The sequence below is a fragment of the Streptomyces sp. NPDC058231 genome (assembly GCF_042882275.1).
Lineage (GTDB): Bacteria > Actinomycetota > Actinomycetes > Streptomycetales > Streptomycetaceae > Streptomyces.
The window spans coordinates 90,083-108,631 of record NZ_JBHVWN010000015.1 but is presented as its reverse complement, the minus strand read 5'-3'; the positions used below and the strand labels follow the sequence as shown (position 1 = coordinate 108,631).

Sequence of the window (18,549 nt, the reverse complement as noted above, 5' to 3'; positions counted from 1 at the left end):
GTGCCGTACCGGGCGGCTGGCGGCCGCATCGGGGCCGCCGGGACCAGCGGATCGTCAGAACGTTCGAGAGATCCGCTTCCACAGCGGCTGGAAGTTGATCCACGCCACCAGATCGCTGCCGAGCTGCTCACGGGTGGCGACCGCGTCCCCGTGTTCGATCAGCACGGGCTTCCCGGCGGCCTGCGCGGCGAGCTGCACCTGGCAGGAGCGCTCCATGGTGAGGAACCACCAGGCGGCCGCTTCCACCGAGTCGCCGACCGTCAGCAGCCCGTGGTTACGCAGGACGAGCGCCTTGCGGCGGCCGAGCGTGTCCGCGATCCGGCGCCCCTCCTCCTCGTCGACGATCACCCCGGTGTAGGTCTGATGGACCGCGTGATCCTCGTAGAACGCGCAGGACTCCTGGGTGATGGGCTCGATGAACTCACCGAGCGAGGAGAGCGCACGCCCGTACACGGAGTGGGTGTGCGCGACGGCGACGACGTCCGGCCGGGCCCGGTGGATCTGGGCGTGGACGGCGAACGCCGCCTGGTTGACGTGGTGGCGCCCCTCGACGACCTGCCCGTCGCCGTTGACCAGGATCAGCTCGTCCGGTCGCAGCCCGTCGAAGGGGGCACCGAACGGATTGACCCAGAAGCAGTCGGCGAACTCCGGGTCCCGCGCGGTGAGATGGCCGGAGACGCCGTCCTCGTACCCGAACTCCCCGAACAGTCTCAGCGCCCCGGCCAGCCGCTCCTTCCGGTACGCGCGTTCCTCGCCGGCCGACTCGTGGACGGGCGGCATCGCGAACTGCAGCTGTTCGACGGGTATCGGGGTGGGCTCGGGCATGACGACTCCTCGGTGCTCCCAGGGCATTCGGTCGGAAGCTACCGCCGGTCACCTCAGGTGGGCCAGAACGATCACATACCGATTCGCGCACGGGTCCGGCCACCGCGGATTCGGACCGGTGTTCACCTGCTGAGTACGAGGTAGGCGAGGCCGAGCGTTCCCCGGTAGCCCCCGTAGTAGCCGGTGCGCCGGTCGTCGACCGCCGCGACGACACCGTCGTGCAGCGGATGCCCCGGGTTGGCCAGCGCCCAGCGCTCACCCCGCCCGATGTTGGCGTTCGCCTCGAAGAGATCCCATTCGCGCTGGTCGGCGACGGTCACCTGGAGCGGCCGCAGCCCGGCGGCCTCGGCCTGCCGGATCAGCTCCAGCAGCGAACCGAAGTCCTCCGGTTCCGCCCCCAGTCCGGCCAGCGCCTGCGGCGACGGCTCGCGCTCCCAGAACCCTTCTCCGAACAGCACCCGACCGCCCGGCCGCACCGTCGCCCGCAGCGCCTTCAACGCCTCGGTGGTGGAGCCGGGCCAGGCGTGCGCGGCCCCGATGGACACGGCCAGGTCGTAGCCGTCGTCACCCCACTCGGCGGCGGGCGTCTCGTGGAACCGTACGCGCTCCGCGAGTCCTCGCTCCCCGGCGAGCGCGCGGCCCCGTGCCACGGCCTCGGTATCGGTCTCGACGCCGTCCCCGGTGCTCCCGGGCGCCGACTCCACCAGCCGCATCAGCAGCTCGCCCCAGCCACTGCCGAGATCCACGATCCGCGCCCCGGGACCGGGAGCGCAGGCATCGACGAGCTGGGCGGCATGCTCCTCGGAGAGCGGAGTGTTCCAGGTCAGACGGTCGTTGTGGGCGGCGGACATCAGGGCGCGTATCTCATCGGCGGACATGGGAATGGAGCCTGGCACAGATAGCGGTTCGGTTCTGCCCTTTTTCACGGGCCCGGGACCAGGTGCGTGGACGCGCCTCCGGCGGGCGGGCGTGCCGCTCCGCCCACCGGAGGCGGATACGGCGATGCCGCCGCCCGGACGAACGGACGACGGCATCACACGGACCCTGCGGGGAGGGTCACTCCCACTCGATGGTGCCCGGCGGCTTGCTCGTGACGTCGAGCACGACGCGGTTGACGTCGGCGACCTCGTTGGTGATGCGGGTGGAGATCTTGGCCAGGACCTCGTACGGCAGGCGCGACCAGTCCGCCGTCATGGCGTCCTCGGAGGAGACCGGGCGCAGCACGATCGGGTGACCGTAGGTGCGGCCGTCGCCCTGGACGCCGACCGAACGGACGTCGGCCAGGAGGACCACCGGGCACTGCCAGATCTCGCGGTCGAGTCCGGCCGCGGTCAGCTCCTCGCGGGCGATGGCGTCGGCCTCGCGCAGCAGGTCGAGCCGGTCCTTGGTGACCTCGCCGACGATCCGGATGCCCAGGCCGGGGCCGGGGAACGGCTGGCGCTGGACGATCTCCTCCGGCAGGCCGAGCTCCTGGCCGACCATCCGGACCTCGTCCTTGAACAGCTGGCGCAGCGGCTCGACGAGCTGGAACTCGATGTCGTCGGGGAGCCCGCCCACGTTGTGGTGGGACTTGATGTTGGCGGTGCCTGTGCCGCCGCCGGACTCGACGACGTCCGGGTAGAGCGTGCCCTGCACGAGGAACGCGACGTCCTCGCCGGCCGCGCCCGCCTCGGCGACGAGCTCGGCCTGGGCCTGCTCGAAGACACGGATGAACTCACGGCCGATGATCTTCCGCTTCTGCTCGGGGTCGGAGACCCCGGCCAGCGCGTCGAGGAACCGCTCCTCGGCGTCGACGACCTTCAGCTGGACGCCGGTGGCGGCCACGAAGTCCTTCTCGACCTGCTCGGTCTCGCCCTTGCGCATCAGACCGTGGTCCACGTACACGCAGGTCAGCTGGGAGCCGATGGCCTTCTGCACGAGGGCAGCGGCGACCGCGGAGTCCACGCCGCCCGAGAGGCCGCAGATGGCGCGCTTGGTGCCGACCTGCTCGCGGATCAGCGCGATCTGCTCCTCGACCACGTTGGTCGTGGTCCAGGTCGGCTCGATGCCGGCGCCGCGGTACAGGAAGTGCTCCAGCACCTGCTGGCCGTGCGTGGAGTGCAGGACCTCGGGGTGGTACTGGACGCCGTAGAGCTTCTTCTCGTCGTTCTCGAAGGCGGCGACCGGTACGACGTCCGTGGACGCGGTGACGGTGAAGCCCTCGGGGGCTGCGGAGCAGGCGTCGCCGTGCGACATCCAGACCGACTGCTCGGCGGGCGTGCCCTCGAAGAGCGTGGAGCCCGTCTTGGAGACGGTCAGCGGGGTGCGGCCGTACTCGCGGGCACCGTTGTCGTCGACGGTGCCGCCGAGCGTGGTGGCCATCAGCTGGAAGCCGTAGCACATGCCGAAGACCGGGACCCCGGCCTCGAACAGCGAACGGTCGAGGCTGGGCGCGCCCTCCGCGTACACCGAGGAGGGGCCGCCGGACAGGATGATCGCCCGGGGGTTCTTGGCCAGCATCTCGGCCACCGGCATCGTGGACGGGACGATCTCGCTGTAGACCCGGGCCTCACGGACGCGTCGGGCGATGAGCTGGGCGTACTGCGCGCCGAAGTCGACGACAAGGACCACGTCGGGTGCGGTGTCGGGGGCGGCGAGGGGTGCTGCTGGCACGGGCGGCCTTCCGGCGGTGAGAGGGGGGTCGGTTCTCCCGATTCTACCGGGGTCGCGGGAGAGACCCGCCTCGCGTCCGCCGGGGCCGGGTGTACGGCCGTTCGTGTGGCGGTGTCTCACCATCCGGGCCCCGCGTTGTCCCGCCGTGCGACGGGGGCCATACTGACGGCATGCGTCAGCACACGATCTTCGTCTTTACCTATGGCACCCGGTCCGCCGGCTGCCATGGTCGTGCTGCTTGAGCCACTGACAAGCAACGTTCCAGGCGCCCCGGGCCGACAGGCCCGGGGCGCTCTGCGTTCGGGGCTCGTTCGCTCCGGGGGCCGCACCCCACCAGGAGTCACACCATGAGCAGCAGCACCGCCGCCGAGAAGACCCTCATCGAGAAGACCGGCGCGAACACCGACGAGGCCGCCGCACTGATCAGCAACGCCCGTGAGCGCATCGACACCCTCGACGACCGGATCATCGGCCTGATCCAGGAACGGATGGCCGTGTCGGCGGTCATCCAGGAGGCGCGGATCACCTCCGGCGGCCGCCGGGTCAACCTCTCCCGCGAGATGGAGATCCTCGGCCAGTACCGGAACGCGCTCGGCAGGCCCGGCACCTCACTCGCGATGACGCTGCTGGAGCTGTCCCGCGGCCGCGTGTGAATCCCCGCAGGCCGGGGGCGCAGCGGCCGGAGAGGGCTGTAAGGGCGTATCTGAGTTCGGACCGGCTCTCACCCGTACGGCGCGTGACCGGGCCCACGGTGGCTTCGTTGGTCCCGGTGTCCGTGCCAGCCAGGTGCGGCTCTGGAAGAAACCACGCGTGGGCTCCGCTGGAGCGTGTGGCGTACTGCAGGTACGCCGTGGGACCGCGCCCCAGCGTGCGTGACCGGTCGGCAGGGGACAGCAGCCCGGTCACCCAAGAGCGGCCGGCCCCGGGGACGCCCGGGGCCGGCCGCATCGGGTCGAGACGGTCGCGCCGGGCGCGGCCCGCCCCGCACGGCCGGCCCCGCACCAGTCGGGCGACAGGCCCCGTCCATCCCGCCTCCGCGTCCGTCCTGGGCCGGCTTCCCGCGCACGGCCCCCGCACTCCGGGTGCGCCGACGCCGGCGCACCCCTCCCGTGGCCTCGCCCCTCGCCGCCGGCCCCCCGGGGCCGACGAAGCCGCCCGCCGGCGCCGGCACCGATCGGCAGGAGCCCCGCGGCCCGGTTCCGCACCGGTCGCGGGTCCTTCGCCGCGCCGCGGCGACGGGACCCGGACGGCCCACGAACACACCACGGAACGTGACGTGACAGGCGTCACATAGAGATTCTGTGAAGGCCGGGACAACCATCGCGGCGGGTGGCAGGTCATGCATGCAGAACACCGGCCCCACCCGTGCCCTCGCGACCGAGGACTCTCACGGGCGGAGCGGCCGCAGTGCTCGGCGCCGGCCCGACCTCGTCGCGCGGCGTTGCGGGAACGGTGACGCCGCCGCGTTTCACGCGCGTCGTCACCGGCAGGGCGTGAGGGGCTGCACTCGGAGGGGGGTGCAGCCCCTTTCCACTGCGCCGGTCCGGCTAGTGCCCGCTCTTCGGCGGAACCGTCGGCAGGCCCAGGAACGGCAGTTTCAGGGCGCCGAACGCCTCCTTCGGCACGGCCGGCGCCATCGGTTCGACCGCGGCCAGCCGCTCGTACGCCCCGCCCTGCTCCGGACGCGGGTCCGCCTCGCCCTTGTTGGGCCAGAACGACATGGCCCGCTCCGCCTGCGCGGTGATGGTAAGCGACGGGTTGACGCCGAGGTTGGCGGAGACCGCCGAACCGTCGACGACCGATATGCCGGAGTGTCCGTACAGCCGGTGGTAGGGGTCGATGACCCCCTCCTCGGCGTTCGCCCCGATCGGGCAGCCGCCGAGGAAGTGCGCCGTGAGCGGGGTACCCATCAGCTCGCCGACGTTCGATCCGGGGAAACCGTTGATCTCCTCGGCGAGCAGCGAGGCGCTGCGCGTGGCCTCCTCGATCTGCGTCGGGTTGGGCGCACCGTGCCCCTGCCGGGCGGTGAGCAGGCCCTTCCCGATGCCGCCGGGCTTGCGGTACGTCGTCAGGGAGTTGTCCAGCGACTGCATGACGAGGCCGATGATGGTCCGCTCCGACCAGCGACGGTTGGAGAGCGAGCGGACGGCGAGTGCCGGGTGCCTGGCCATGTTGCCGAGCCAGCCCAGTACCCGGCGGCCTCCGTACGGGACCTGGAGGATCGACATCGCGCCCATGGCGTTGGAGCCCTTGCCGTAGCGGACCGGCTCGATGTGGGTGTTCTCGTCGGGGTGGATCGACGAGGTGATGGCGACACCCTGGGTGAAGTCGGCCTTCGCGGTGCCGTGCTTCCTGCGGTAGCGGCGGTCGCTGGTCTGCGAGCCGACGAGCGCCTCGGAGTTGGTACGGGTCAGCTCACCGAGCCGCGACGACAGCCGGGGCAGCAGCCCCTGGTCCCTCATCGTGTGGAGCAGGGTCTGGGTGCCGTACGTGCCCGCCGCGACGACCACCTTGCGGGCGCGCAGCAGCGTCGGCTTGCCCTTCCTGCGGCGGTCCGTCGGGACGGTGGTGACGTGGTAACCGCCCTCCGGGTCGTCCGTGATCGCGACCACGGAGGTCATCGGGTGGATGACCGCTCCGGCCTTCTCTGCGAGGTGGAGGTAGTTCTCGTTGAGGGTGTTCTTCGCGCCGTGACGGCAGCCCGTCATGCATTCGCCGCACTCGGTGCATGCCTTGCGGGCGGGGCCCGCGCCGCCGAAGTACGGGTCGGCGACGGTACCGCCGGGCTTCGCCGTCGACGTACCGTCGGCGTCCTTGCCGTCGCCGAAGAAGACGCCGACCGGGGCCAGGTGGAAGGTGTCGCCGACGCCCATGGCCTGCGCGGTCGCCTTCAGATGGACATCGGACGGGGTCATCGTCGGGTTGAGGCGGACTCCGAGCATCCGCTTGGCCTGGTCGTAGTAGGGCGCCAGCTCGTCCTGCCAGTCGGTGATGGCGGCCCACTGCCGGTCCTCGAAGAACGGTGCCGGGGGTACGTACAGCGTGTTGGCGTAGTTGAGCGAGCCGCCGCCGACACCCGCCCCGGCGAGCACCATCACATTGCCGAGCAGATGCACGCGCTGGATGCCGAAGAGCCCGAGTGCGGGGGCCCACAGGTAGTTCTTGATGTCCCAGGAGTTCTTGGGGAGGGTGCCGGGGGTGAAGCGGCGGCCCGCCTCCAGGACCCCCACCCGGTACCCCTTCTCCGTCAGCCGCAAGGCCGACACCGCACCGCCGAAGCCCGAGCCGACCACAAGGACGTCGTAGTCGTACGCCGCGTCGTCATCGGTCTCGCCGGCCGGTTCGGCCTGATTCTGGGCAGGGCTGTCCTGGGACATGGCTCTCCTCGGTACGAAAAGGGCAGAAGGTGCCGCGGTGTTACGGGGTCAGCGCAGGCGGAACGCCTTCATCGCCTTCAGACTGCGGCTCATGAACGCCGCGTACTTCTCGTCGTCCATCCCGAAGGACGGGGCGAGCGGGATCAGCCTCTGCTGGGCCACGGTCTGGGCCTCGGTGTACTTGAGGATGCCCTCGGAGCCGTGCCGCCGGCCGAGACCGGAGTCCTTCATGCCGCCCATCGGGGACTGCACGCTGCCGTACGCGGGGGCGTACCCCTCGTTGATGTTGACCGTGCCGGTGCGCAGCCGGGCGGCGACCTGGTGACCGCGCTTGGAGTCCTTGGTCCAGACGCTGGAGTTCAGGCCGTACGGGGTGGCGTTGGCGAGGGCGATGACCTCGTCCTCGTCGGAGAAGCGGTAGAGGGAGACGACCGGGCCGAAGGTCTCCTGGCTGCAGACGGCCATCGGTGCCTCGACGCCGTCGAGGATGGTCGGCTCGTAGAACAGCGGGCCGATGTCGGGGCGGGCGACACCGCCGGCGACGAGCGTGGCGCCCTTCTCGACGGCCTCCGCGACATGCTGGGTGACGGTCTCCAGCTGGCGCTCGCCGACGAGCGAACCCATGTCGGCGCCGTAGGCGAGGGAGTTGCCGAGCCGCATGGCCTTCGTGCGGGTGGCGAACCGCTCCACGAAGTCGTCGGCGACCGACTCGTGGACGTAGAGCCGCTCGATGGAGATGCAGAGCTGTCCGGCGGAGGAGAAGCAGGCGCGGACGGCGCCGGCGGCGGCCTTCTCCACGTCGGCGTCCTCGAGGACCAGCATGGCGTTCTTGCCGCCGAGCTCCAGCGAGACGCCGACCAGGCGGGCGGCGGCGCCCTGGGCGACCTCGCGGCCGGTGCGGGTGGAGCCGGTGAACGAGACGTAGTCGGCGTGCTTGACGACCTCGGGCCCGACGACCGGTCCGTCACCGAGGACGATCTGGAACACCTCGGCGGGCAGCCCGGCCTCGATCAGCAGGTCACGGGCCCAGAGCGCGGTGAGCGCGGTCTCCGTGTCGGGCTTCATCACGAGGGCGTTCCCGGAGACGAACGCGGGCAGCGCATCGCCGACGGAGAGCTCGAACGGGTAGTTCCACGGCGCGATCTGGCCGATGACACCGCGCGGCTGCCGCAGCTCGGTGACCTTGGTCAGCGTCGGTACGACACCGGTGTGCCGCTTCGGCTTCAGGTACGACGTCGCCCTGCGTCCGTAGTGCCGGGCGGAGACGGCGACCGCCTGCACCTCCTCGTGGGCGTGCAGCCGGGCCTTGCCGGTCTCCAGCTGGATGAGGTCGAGGACCTCGGACTGGCGCTCCAGCACGAGGTCGTGGAAGCGGAGGAGGACGGCGGCCCTGGTCCGGACCGGGGTGGCGGCCCAGGCGGGCTGGGCGGCACGGGCCCGCTCGAAGGCGGTCGCGACGTCCTCGGGTGTGGACTCGGGCAGGTCGGCCAGCTTCTCCCCGGTGAACGGGGTGTGGTTCGCGGTACGGCCGGAGCCGACGACACCTCGGGTCAGCTGGGCGATCACCTCGGGTGTCACCACATCGGCAGCCGTGCGCACACCCGCGGGGGCGGTGGCCACGGGGTTGGTACCGAGGGGGGCGGCAGAGGCCTGCGAATCCGTCGAGTCCGTCATGAGGGCGAGGGTATGTCCAGCCAACCGCTTTGGGTACCCGTCGGTAATAGGTTTTCACACTCCCCACAAACGAGCCAGTGATCACTGGCAACAAAGCCCCTGATCAGGGAGCTACTGCGGTTCGTGGCCGGTGGAATCCCGGCAGTCTCAGTCGGTGCCGGCCGGTGCGCGCCAACTGCGCAGCATCGTGTCGAACCGGTCCCGGGTGGTGTCCCAGTCGTCGGCCGGACCCGTCATGTACAGCGCGTACTCCGGGCCGCCCTCCTCCTCGTAGTACATCTGGTCGATCGCGTGGCGCGGGCCCGGGTGGTCCTTCGACTCGGTCCAGGTGAACTCCCAGAGGGAACCCGGCCGATCGCGGTAGTAGTTGGAGTGCAGGGTCTTGCGCTCGTACCCGGGCAGCCGCTGGATGAGGCGCGTCTCCATGTTCAGCATGTGCATGTACGAGTTCTCGAAGTCGGGCTCCGGGTCGACGCTGATCCGGATGTAGTGGTTGCCGTCGTCCGGGGTGTAGTCGACGTTCTGGCCGTCCGCCCGGCGCTTCCATCCGTCGGGGACGACCAGGCTGAACCCCTCGGGGTCGTCCTCCCGGTGCCAGCCGTCGGGTACCGCATCGGCGGGCGGCCGGGGCTTCGCCTCCTTCGACGGACTGCGCGGCGTGGTGCCGGTCACGTGGGTCCCGCCCCTCGGCGTGCCGTCGGCCGCGGAGCTCCCGCCGTACTTCATCGCGGCCAGTCCGGCGCCACCGCCGACCAGTGCGGCGAGGGCGACGACCAGGATCGCCGTACGCCATCGGCCGCGACTGCGCCGGGTCACCGCCGTCGTCCCGGGGCCGAACTGCGGTTCCGGCGCCACTGTTTCCGATCCGGTGCCGGCCGGTCCGTCCGGCCCCATGGAGCGCAGGACTTCCTCGGGCACCCGCTGCGTCGGTACGAACGCCTGCGCCGCCAGGGGCTCGCGTCCCTCCATCGCGTCCAGCAGCATGCGTTCCGTCTCGGCCGCCGACGGCCGGTCCGCCGGGTCCTTGCGGAGCAGCGCGGTGATCACCGGGGCGAGCGCCCCGGCCCGGGCAGGCGGCTCCGGTTCCTCGGTGACCACGGCCTGCATGGTGGAGATCGGGGACGTACGGCGGAAGGGCGAGCGCCCCTCGACCGCGGCGTAGAGCGTGGCGCCGAGGGACCAGAGGTCGGATGCGGGGCCGGGGTCGCCGCCGCGTACCCGCTCGGGCGCCAGATAGTCGATGGACCCGACCAGTTCACCGGTCCTGGTGATGGTCGAGTCGCCCTCTATCGCGGCGATCCCGAAGTCGGTGAGCAGCACCTGACCGTCACGGGCGAGGAGTACGTTGCCGGGCTTCACGTCCCGGTGCAGTACACCGGCGCTGTGCGCGGCGCGCAGGGCGCTCAGGACATGGAGGCCGATCCTGGCCGCCTCGCGCGGCGCGACGTCGCCGCTCTCCTTGGCGGCGTCGGCGAGTGAGGGCCCGTCGACGTACTGCATGACGATCCAGGGCCGGTTGTCGTACTCGACCACGTCGTGGACGGTGACCACGCCGGGATGGGTGATGCGGGCCGCCGCCCGGGCCTCCTTCTGGGTACGGGCATGGAGAACCACCCGATCGGCCTCCGCGACGTACAGCCCGGCGGTCAACTCCTTGACGGCGACCGTGCGATGCAGCACCTCGTCGTGGGCCCGCCACACCTTGCCCATGCCGCCGCGCCCGAGGACCTCACCGAGCCGGTACCTTCCGGCCAGCACCAGCCCCGCGGCCGTTCCCTGTGATCGCTCCACGTGTCCCCCGCCCCGTTTCCTTCGACTGCCAGGTTACGGAGGCGAGGTGCGGCGACGGAACCTCGCATCGCCCACGAGACCGCACTGTCACCTTTCGGGATGCGGCGCGAACCCGGCGTGAACGCAGGGGCATCCTCGCAAGAACGCGGTGCGGCCCGACGGGCGGGCTGCCGTTTCCCGTCGGTGGCTCAGGAGTTCACCCGGTAGGAGGCGATGGCCTGTTCGTAGACGGCGGTCACCTTGTCCCGCTCGTTCTCCGGGCCGATCACCTGGATGACGTGGTAGCGACCCTCGACGATCATCGCGAGGTTGCGGACGTACACCTCCCGTCCGGTGCCGTCCTGCCAGGTGAACTGGCCCTCCGCCATGGCCTGACGGCCGACGTCGATCCGACGCAGCCCGGTCGCCGAGGACCAGCTGGAGTCGCGGAAGGGCTGCAACTCGCGTTCCTTGTCGCTCTGATAGGCGAGCGGGTCACCGCCGTCGGCCTTCACCGTGTCGCGGCCCGGCACGATCAGCAGGCTGAAGCCGTCGCTGCCGTAACGTATCTGACGGTCGGTGCCGGAGGCGCTGCGCTGCCAGCCCTTGAGCACGCCGACCTCGAAGCCCTCGTCGTCCTTGCGCAGGGTGTAGCCGGGGGCGAGCGCGACGGCCGAGCGGCTGGTCTGCGGCTGCTCCGCGCCGGACGACCCCGACGGCGTGGCCCGGGAGGGCGACGGCGACTTCCCATCGGAGCGGCCGGGTGCGCCGCTGTCCGCGCCGGCCGGGGCCGAACTCACCGCGCCGGAGGGGGATCCGGATCCTGCGTCGCTGCCGGTCTTCGGCATGAACATCACGGCGTACCCGACGGCGGCGGCCAGGGCCAGCAGGATCAGCACGAGCAGCAGCCGTCCGAGCCGCCGGGGGGCGCGCCCCTCACCCTGTCGGGGCGGGGTGCGCAGCGCCTTGGGGCCCTTGGGTTCGCGGGGCGGCCGCGGCCGCTCGTACCGCTCCTGCCGGTCTCTCGTCTGGCGGTGGCGGCCGTGCGCCGGGGAGCCGCCCGCCCTGCCCCGGCGCTTGCGGACCAGCTCGCCCCGGCGGCGGACGACGGGGAGCCGGGTGGCGTCGACGGCCGGCAGCGTCACGACGTCGACTCCGGCCTCCGGCTCGGGCGCCGACCGCACCAGGGAACGCAGCCAGCCGCGCAGCTCCTCGAAGTCGGGCCGCTCGGTGGGGTCCTGGCGCAGCAACGACTCGACGACGGGACGCAGCGGGCCGCACTCCTCGGCGAAGGCGGGCGGCTCGCCGCACACCATCTGGACGAGCTCGGCCGCGTTCTCCTCGGGGTACGGGGCGTGGCCCTGGACGGCGCGGTAGAGCAGGGCGCCGAGCGCCCAGAGGTCGGTGGACGGGCCGATGGGCGGCGCCAGCTGCCAGTTCTCGTGCACCGGGCCGGCCTGCTCTGGCGCCCAGCGCTCGGTGACGGCGCCTACGACGGCGATCCGGGCCTGCCGGGCGCGCTCGGCGGCGAGGGGGGTGGCGGGCCCCCGGTAGGCGGGGGCCTCCCGACCGCCGGCGACGACCTCGTCCCAGCGGCTGGAGGAGGGTCGCTGGTGTTCCTGCTGCTGGGGCGCGTGGTCGCCCTGTCGCCGGGCGTCGGCGCGCAGGGCGTCCTCGCCCGAGCCCCCGGCCGGGACGGGGCGCCCGAAGTCGGCGCCGTCGCCCCAGGAACCGATCAGATGCATCCGTCGGTCCGGCGGCCCCTGGCCGTGGTGACCGCCGTGGCCGTGACCGCCGTCGCTGTCGTACGGGGCGTCGTAGTCGTCGTCCTCGTCGCCCTCGTCGTCGTACGGGTCCGTCGCGGTGGGGCCCCAGCCGCCCGTCAGCTGCGGCCGGGCCGTGTCGGGCGGTCCCGGGCGCTGGACGGGGAGGTTGCCGGTACCGTCCGCTTCCTCCGGCTCGCCCTGTCCGGCCTGTCGCTGGTCCTCGTTGACGCGCGCGGCGGCGCGGGCACCGGCCCGGTAGGCGGCGATGGCTCCGGCGCGAGCGGCCCGCAGCTGTGCGGCGCTGCCGGCCGCGGGGGCGGGCAGGTCCGGGCGCAGCGGCGGGGGCACGGCCTCCAGTTCTCCGGCCGGCCCGCGCGAGGCCGGCAGCCCGGTGGAGCCGGGGGGTCCGGAGGGCTGCGCGGGTTCGAGGGGCTGCGCGGCCGGCGGCGACGCCGCGGGCGGAACGTACGGTCCGGTCGGGCCGGACTCGACCGCGGGCCGCCCGTACCCGGTCCCGTCGTCGGGCTGCGGCACCGGTACGTACCCGCAGAGCGCTTCCTCCGCCGCCCCGGTCGCCAGGCCGGTCAGCATGACGCGCCCGTCGTCGCAGATCAGCACCGTACGGACGGTGATGTTCCGGTGGGTCCAGCCGTGCGCGTGCAGCACGCGCAGGGCCGTCAGCACATCGGAGCCGATCTCGGCCGCCCGGTACGGATTCAGCGGCCGCTCGGCGAGCAGCGCGGCCAGCGGGCGGGCCGCGACCAGCTCGCTCACGATCCAGAGCGACCCGGCCTCGGCGAACACGTCGAAGACCTGGTCGAGCCGCGGATGGTCGGGCACCTGGGCGGCCGCCTGGGCCGCCTCGATCGCCCGCCGGACCGCCGGGTCCGTGGACCGGCGCACCGTACGGCCGGTGACCCGCCGCGCAGCCGGGGACGGGCCGTCCCCGTCGAGCACCTCGGCGTCCACGACCTCCGGCAGCGGCACCTGCCGCACCAGGACTTCCTGCCCGCTGTACGTGTCGAAGGCCCGGGTCTCGACCAGCTCGTACGCGTCGGACGGAGGCAGCGGCAGGCGGTAGCGGTCGGCAAGCACCCGACCCGCGTAGTCGTCCACGACGCCTCCCCAGAGCGCGCTGTCCCCCGGCCACAGAGACCGCATCAACCGTCAATTGCGGTCACATATTGTGCAATTCACCAACGGCTGTGGCTGCGTACGGTTCTCAAGCTCTCACAATACGTGGCAAGTGTTGGCCGCGCGGCAGGGTCGGCGCAACCCGCCGCTCAGTCCTTGGGCCTGAAGGTGGCGAACGCCGTCTCGCGCAGCGTCCGGCACTCCTTGCCGTTCCACTCGCTGACCTTGCAGCTGATCATGATCGAGTAACCGTGCGTGGCGTCGACCTTGAACCCACGGTTCAGCACCCGGCTCCGCTGACCGTTCTCGTTGCGCTCGAACTGCCAGTCGGCGACGGTCGGATAGCCGTTGTACTCGACCGCCTTGATGCCGAGGTGCTTGTAGCCGTTGCTGGAGGCCGCGACGTAGCCCTTGGCCGCGTTCCAGGCCGCGGCGGCGTCGTCCTTGGGGGAACCGTTGTAGTCGACCTGGACGCGCGGGTAGCCGTTGTCGACGTTGTAGATGCCGCCCGAGTTGGTGCCCGCGATGTGGTTCCGCCGGAAGTCGGCGGGCATCGCCATCATGAAGTGGAACCGCTTGTCGGTGACCATCTTGTAGCCGGCGGGCAAGGTGTCCTTGCCGCCCGATCCCTCGGCCCCGGACCCGTCCGACCCCTTGTCCGAGTCGTCGCCCTTGCCCTTGTCCTGGTCCTGACCGCCGCTCTGCTCCGCTCCCTGGCCCTGGTCCTGACCCTGGCTCCGGCCCTGGTCCTTGCCGGAGCCGTCGGCCTTGCCGGAGCCGCCGCCCGTGGCGGCGCCGGCCGAGGCGGACGACGCACCCTTCCCGGACGCGCTGCCCTTGTCGCTCTCGTCACCACCGCCGAGCGAGATCGCCAGGATGGTGCCGAGCAGGGCGAGCACGACGACCGCCGCGATGATCACCAGCGTGCGGCGCGGCACCACGTCCGTGAGGGACGCACGGGCCGGCGTCCTCGACGGGCCGCCTGCACCACGCTGCGGCGGTACGCCCCCTGCGGCGGAACCCACCGTGGCCGCGGGCCGGTCCGGGGCCGTGGCCGTGGCAGCGGCGGCCTCGCCCGCAGCGGGCGTCGCCTTCGCGTTCCGTACGGAGCGCAGCGCTCCGCGCAGGCGGTCCCGCGTTCCCTCCCCAGGTTCCCCGGACTTGGCCGCGCCCCTGGCACGGGGGGCGGCGACGGTGGGCAGCGCCATGACCTGGGTGGAGTCCGCGGGCGGAGGCACCGCGGGGGCGGGCTTGTCGGCGGCGTGGATCACGTCGTTGAGCAGGGCGCGGGCGCCCGCGTCGTCGAGCCGCTGCTCGGGGTCCCTGGCCAGCAGGCCGTAGATGACCTCCTCCAGCGGCCCCGCGTTCTTCGGCGGGTCGAGCGGCTCCGTCATGACCGCGGTCAGGGTGGCGATCGCCGACCCCTTGTCGTACGGCGGGGTGCCCTCGACGCTCGCGTAGAGCAGTCCGCCGAGCGACCAGAGGTCGGCGGGCGGCCCCGGCTTGTGCCCGCGGGCGCGCTCCGGCGAGATGTACGAGGGCGCGCCGACGAGCATGCCCGTCGAGGTGACGGACGGGTCGCCCTCCACCTGGGCGATACCGAAGTCGGTCAGCACGACCCGGCCGTCCTCGGAGATCAGTACGTTGGACGGCTTCACGTCGCGGTGCAGAATGCCCTCGCGGTGCGCCGATCGCAGCACGTCGAGGACGGCCAGCCCGACCTCGGCCGCGCGCTTCGGCGTCAGCACGCCGTCCTCACGCACCGCCTCGGCGAGCGACTTGCCCTCGATGAGTTCCATCACGATCCACGGCCGGTCGTCCTCGTCGACGACGTCGTAGACCGTCACCGCACCGTTGTTGCGGATCCTGGCGATCGCCTTCGCCTCGCGCAGGGTGCGCGTGATGAGCCGGCGCTTCTCGTCCTCGTCGATGGCCGACGGGAACCGCAGCTCCTTGACCGCGACCGTGCGGCCCAGCGTCTCGTCGACGGCACGCCAGACCGTGCCCATACCGCCCCGGCCCAGCACCTCCCCGAGCCGGTACCTACCCGCAAGGAGACGTCCGTCCTCGTCCCGTTGGGGCTCCCGTGCCTGCTCCGCCTCCGACATGCGTCCCCTCTGCGATCAACCCGCCCTGGCAGAGCGTTCATTGTCCCTCACCCCGGGACCGGTCATGGTGCCGGGTCCGGGGTCCGTCATGATGTGGCCGGAGGAAGGATTCCCTGCCATGCCGATTCTCAGGGCGCTGCTCGCCACCCCGTTGGTGATTATGCTGCTCGGCCTCGGAACAGCGAGCCTGCCCAGCGAACCACACCTCACGCCCGCAGCCGCCTACCTCCCCCGGCTCGTCGCCGAGGGCGGTGCACCCGACGCGGCCCTGCTGGCCCAGGGATCCCCCTCCGTCCGCCACCCCACGTACCGTTCGACGGGCGCGGGCATCGGACTCGCGGACCGGTTCCGGGCGGGCAGCATCACCAAGACGTTCGTCGCCACGGTCGTCCTCCAACTCGCCCAGGAGCACCGGCTGCAGCTGTCGGACACCGTGGAGCACCATCTGGGCGGGCTGATCCGCGGTCAGGGCAACGACGGCCGCCGCATCACCCTGCGCGCGCTGCTCACCCACACCAGCGGCCTCTACGACTACACCGCGGCCACCGGCGCGCGCCCCGCCTCCGCCGCCGCCGCGATCCGTACGGCGGTGGCGCACCGCCCCACGAACACCCCTGGCAGCTACTCCTATTCCAACACCAATTACGTCCTGCTCGGTCTGATCGTTCAACGCGTCACCGGACACAGCTACGCCACCGAGATCAGGCGTCGCATCATCGAACCGCTGCGCCTGACCGGCACCTCGCTCCCCGGCGCCCGCACCACGCTGCCCGCCCCGCACGGGCGCGGCTACACGCGCGCTCCGGCCGGCGGCGGCCTCCGCGACGTCACCGCCCTCGACCCGCGCACCGCGGGCGCCGCGGGCGAGCTGATCTCCACGCTGGCCGATCTCAACCGGTTCTACGCGGCCCTGCTGGGCGGACGCCTGCTGCCCCCCGCCCAGCTGCGCACGCTGCTGAGCACGGGTACCGCACACGGGGTCTACGGCATGGGCATCTATCCGCAGAAACTCTCCTGCGGTACGACCGTCTGGGGCCACAACGGTCATATCGAGGGGAGTTACGTCCGTACCGCCGCCACCCGCGACGGCGTCCACGTCCTGACGTTCCGTGTCGACACGGACAGCCTGACCGACCCGGCACTCGAACCGGCGCTGCTCGATGCCGAGTTCTGCCCTCGCGGACACACCGCCGCCGCACCTGGCGGGCGGTCCGGGCACCGATCGGGCCGCACCTGACCGGATCCGGCCGGACTCGGCCCGCCGCGGGTGCCGATCCGGGGCCGGCCCGTTTCCGGCCCGCCAGGATCAGATCGGCACGATGTCCGGCGCCCCGAGCCGTGCCGCGTCCGCCGTCAGGTCGTCCGGCTGACGCTGCGACTCCCGTTCCGCCTGCACCCGCTTCTCGTAGTGCTCCACCTCCCGTTCGATCTGGTCCTCGTCCCACCCGAGCACCGGCGCCATCAGCTCCGCGCAGATCCGCGCGGAGCGTGTGCCCCGGTCGAAGGTCTCTATGGAGATCCGGGTCCGCCGGGTCAGTACGTCATCGAGGTGACGGGCCCCCTCGTGGGAGGCGGCGTAGACGATCTCGGCCTTCAGATAGTCGTCCGCCGACGGCAGCGGCGCACCCAGCGAGGGGTCGTCGACGATCAGCTCCAGGAGCTCCTCGGCCATGGATCCGAAGCGGTTCAGCAGATGCTCCACCCGGGCGACGTGCAGGCCGGTACGGGCCGCCGTCCTCGCCCGCGCGTTCCACAGGGCGAGGTAGCCCTCCGCGCCCAGCAGCGGGACCTCCTCCGTGACGCAGTCCGCCACCCGCTGGTCGAGCCCGTGCACCGCCTCGTCGACGGCGTCCTTCGCCATCACCCGGTACGTCGTGTACTTGCCGCCCGCCACGACCACCAGCCCCGGCACCGGGTGCGCCACCGTGTGCTCGCGCGAGAGCTTGCTGGTCGCGTCCGACTCGCCGGCCAGCAACGGCCGCAGTCCGGCATAGACACCCTCGACGTCGTCCCTGCTCAGAGGCGTGGCCAGGACCGAGTTGACGTGTTCCAGGAGATAGTCGATATCGGCGCTGGAGGCCGCCGGGTGCGCCTTGTCCAGGTCCCAGTCGGTGTCGGTCGTCCCGATGATCCAGTGCCTGCCCCAGGGGATCACGAACAGCACGGACTTCTCGGTCCGCAGGATGAGCCCGGTCGAGGAGTGGATGCGGTCCTTCGGCACGACCAGATGGATGCCCTTGGACGCCCGGACGTGGAACTGCCCGCGCTCACCTATCAGCGACTGGGTGTCGTCCGTCCACACCCCGGTCGCGTTGACCACCTGTTTGGCCCTGACCTCGTACTCCCCGCCCGCCTCGACGTCCTCCACCCGGGCGCCGACCACCCGCTCGCCCTCCCGCAGGAAGCCGATCACCCGCGCCCGGTTCGCCACCTGCGCGCCGTATCCGGCGGCCGTGCGCACCAGCGTCGCCACGAAACGGGCGTCGTCCATCTGGGCGTCGTAGTACTGCAACGCCCCGACCAGCGCGTCCTTCTTCAGCGCGGGCGCGACCTGCAGAGCCTTGCGGCGGGAGAGATGCCGGTGGACGGGCAGCCCTCGGCCGTGCCCCGACGACACCGACATCGCGTCGTACAGTGCGACGCCCGAACCGGCATAGAGCCGCTCCCACCCCTTGTGCTGCAACGGATAGAGGAACGGCACCGGCTTCACCAGATGCGGGGCCAGCCGCTCCAGCAGCAGTCCGCGCTCCTTCAGCGCCTCCCGCACGAGTGCGAAGTCGAGCATCTCCAGATAGCGCAGCCCGCCGTGGATCAGCTTGCTCGACCTGCTCGACGTGCCGGACGCCCAGTCGCGCGCCTCGACCAGTCCGGTCGAGAGCCCTCTTGTCGCCGCATCCAGCGCCGTCCCGGCGCCGACCACGCCCGCCCCCACGACCAGCACGTCCAGTTCGCGCTCGGCCATCGCGGCGAGCGCCTCGACGCGCTCCGCGGGTCCCAGTGTCGCTGTCCTCACTGCTGCCTCCCGGTAGATCGGGGTGGGTCCGGCACGGGGATGCGGCCCGGCCGAGAGGCCGGGCGCCCGCGCCCACCTCTCGATTCTGTCCGCGGTCCGCGACTTCAGCCACCGCCTGTGGACAACACCCGGGCGACCGAAGTCGCACAATGCGACATATAGGTCATATTTACGCCTAGTCTGACATTGCACTGCCGCCAGCGGTTGCGCTTTCTGTCGTCATGGTCTTA

The 18,549-nt window shown here is 71.9% G+C and carries 11 protein-coding genes; 2 read left to right on the top strand and 9 right to left on the bottom strand.

What is annotated here, in order from left to right; translation table 11 throughout:
- Positions 1 to 54 precede the first annotated feature (54 nt).
- The 3 genes from ACFVXE_RS13915 to guaA form a co-directional block, all read right to left on the bottom strand.
- Positions 55 to 825, bottom strand: a complete 771-nt coding sequence (locus ACFVXE_RS13915; RefSeq protein WP_389671355.1) for a class II aldolase/adducin family protein — start codon at positions 823 to 825, stop codon at positions 55 to 57.
- 122 nt (positions 826 to 947) lie between these two features.
- Positions 948 to 1,703, bottom strand: coding sequence for an SAM-dependent methyltransferase (locus ACFVXE_RS13910; RefSeq protein WP_389671354.1), 756 nt, complete (start codon positions 1,701 to 1,703; stop codon positions 948 to 950).
- A 178-nt stretch (positions 1,704 to 1,881) separates the two neighbouring features.
- On the bottom strand, positions 1,882 to 3,477 hold the full coding sequence (guaA, locus tag ACFVXE_RS13905) for a glutamine-hydrolyzing GMP synthase (RefSeq protein ID WP_389671353.1): 1,596 nt from the start codon (positions 3,475 to 3,477) through the stop codon (positions 1,882 to 1,884).
- Between the two features lie 347 nt (positions 3,478 to 3,824).
- On the opposite strand from guaA, the gene ACFVXE_RS13900 reads away from it, so the two are divergent.
- Positions 3,825 to 4,130, top strand: coding sequence for a chorismate mutase (locus ACFVXE_RS13900; protein WP_389671352.1), 306 nt, complete (start codon positions 3,825 to 3,827; stop codon positions 4,128 to 4,130).
- An 894-nt stretch (positions 4,131 to 5,024) separates the two neighbouring features.
- On the opposite strand, the gene ACFVXE_RS13895 is transcribed toward ACFVXE_RS13900, so the two are convergent.
- The 5 genes from ACFVXE_RS13895 to ACFVXE_RS13875 all read right to left on the bottom strand — a co-directional run bounded on the left by ACFVXE_RS13895 (position 5,025) and on the right by ACFVXE_RS13875 (position 15,306).
- On the bottom strand, positions 5,025 to 6,854 hold the full coding sequence (locus ACFVXE_RS13895; RefSeq protein WP_389671351.1) for a GMC oxidoreductase: 1,830 nt from the start codon (positions 6,852 to 6,854) through the stop codon (positions 5,025 to 5,027).
- Positions 6,855 to 6,902: 48 nt separating this feature from the next.
- Positions 6,903 to 8,528, bottom strand: a complete 1,626-nt coding sequence (locus ACFVXE_RS13890; protein ID WP_389671350.1) for a succinic semialdehyde dehydrogenase — start codon at positions 8,526 to 8,528, stop codon at positions 6,903 to 6,905.
- A gap of 147 nt (positions 8,529 to 8,675) precedes the next feature.
- Positions 8,676 to 10,319 carry a serine/threonine-protein kinase gene (locus ACFVXE_RS13885; protein ID WP_389671349.1) on the bottom strand — a complete coding sequence of 548 codons (1,644 nt, stop codon included), beginning with the start codon at positions 10,317 to 10,319 and terminating at the stop codon, positions 8,676 to 8,678.
- A gap of 188 nt (positions 10,320 to 10,507) precedes the next feature.
- Positions 10,508 to 13,180 (bottom strand): protein kinase, encoded by a 2,673-nt coding sequence (locus ACFVXE_RS13880; protein WP_389671348.1) that lies wholly within the window; start codon positions 13,178 to 13,180, stop codon positions 10,508 to 10,510.
- A 167-nt stretch (positions 13,181 to 13,347) separates the two neighbouring features.
- Positions 13,348 to 15,306 carry a serine/threonine-protein kinase gene (locus ACFVXE_RS13875; protein ID WP_389671347.1) on the bottom strand — a complete coding sequence of 653 codons (1,959 nt, stop codon included), beginning with the start codon at positions 15,304 to 15,306 and terminating at the stop codon, positions 13,348 to 13,350.
- 118 nt (positions 15,307 to 15,424) lie between these two features.
- Between ACFVXE_RS13875 and ACFVXE_RS13870 the strand changes: the two genes are divergently transcribed.
- Positions 15,425 to 16,543 carry a serine hydrolase domain-containing protein gene (locus ACFVXE_RS13870; RefSeq protein WP_389671346.1) on the top strand — a complete coding sequence of 373 codons (1,119 nt, stop codon included), beginning with the start codon at positions 15,425 to 15,427 and terminating at the stop codon, positions 16,541 to 16,543.
- Positions 16,544 to 16,612: 69 nt separating this feature from the next.
- Here ACFVXE_RS13870 and ACFVXE_RS13865 read toward each other — a convergent pair whose 3' ends face one another.
- Positions 16,613 to 18,319 (bottom strand): glycerol-3-phosphate dehydrogenase/oxidase, encoded by a 1,707-nt coding sequence (locus ACFVXE_RS13865; protein ID WP_389671345.1) that lies wholly within the window; start codon positions 18,317 to 18,319, stop codon positions 16,613 to 16,615.
- Between the last annotated feature and the right edge of the window lie 230 nt (positions 18,320 to 18,549).

Bases quoted from the DNA above. Each gene is read 5' to 3' on its own strand.
- ACFVXE_RS13915 (WP_389671355.1), bottom strand. From the start codon at position 825: ATGCCCGAGCCCACCCCGATACCCGTCGAACAGCTGCAGTTCGCGATG.
- ACFVXE_RS13910 (WP_389671354.1), bottom strand. From the start codon at position 1,703: ATGTCCGCCGATGAGATACGCGCCCTGATGTCCGCCGCCCACAACGAC.
- ACFVXE_RS13900 (WP_389671352.1), top strand. From the start codon at position 3,825: ATGAGCAGCAGCACCGCCGCCGAGAAGACCCTCATCGAGAAGACCGGC.
- ACFVXE_RS13895 (WP_389671351.1), bottom strand. From the start codon at position 6,854: ATGTCCCAGGACAGCCCTGCCCAGAATCAGGCCGAACCGGCCGGCGAG.
- ACFVXE_RS13890 (WP_389671350.1), bottom strand. From the start codon at position 8,528: ATGACGGACTCGACGGATTCGCAGGCCTCTGCCGCCCCCCTCGGTACC.
- ACFVXE_RS13875 (WP_389671347.1), bottom strand. From the start codon at position 15,306: ATGTCGGAGGCGGAGCAGGCACGGGAGCCCCAACGGGACGAGGACGGA.
- ACFVXE_RS13870 (WP_389671346.1), top strand. From the start codon at position 15,425: ATGCCGATTCTCAGGGCGCTGCTCGCCACCCCGTTGGTGATTATGCTG.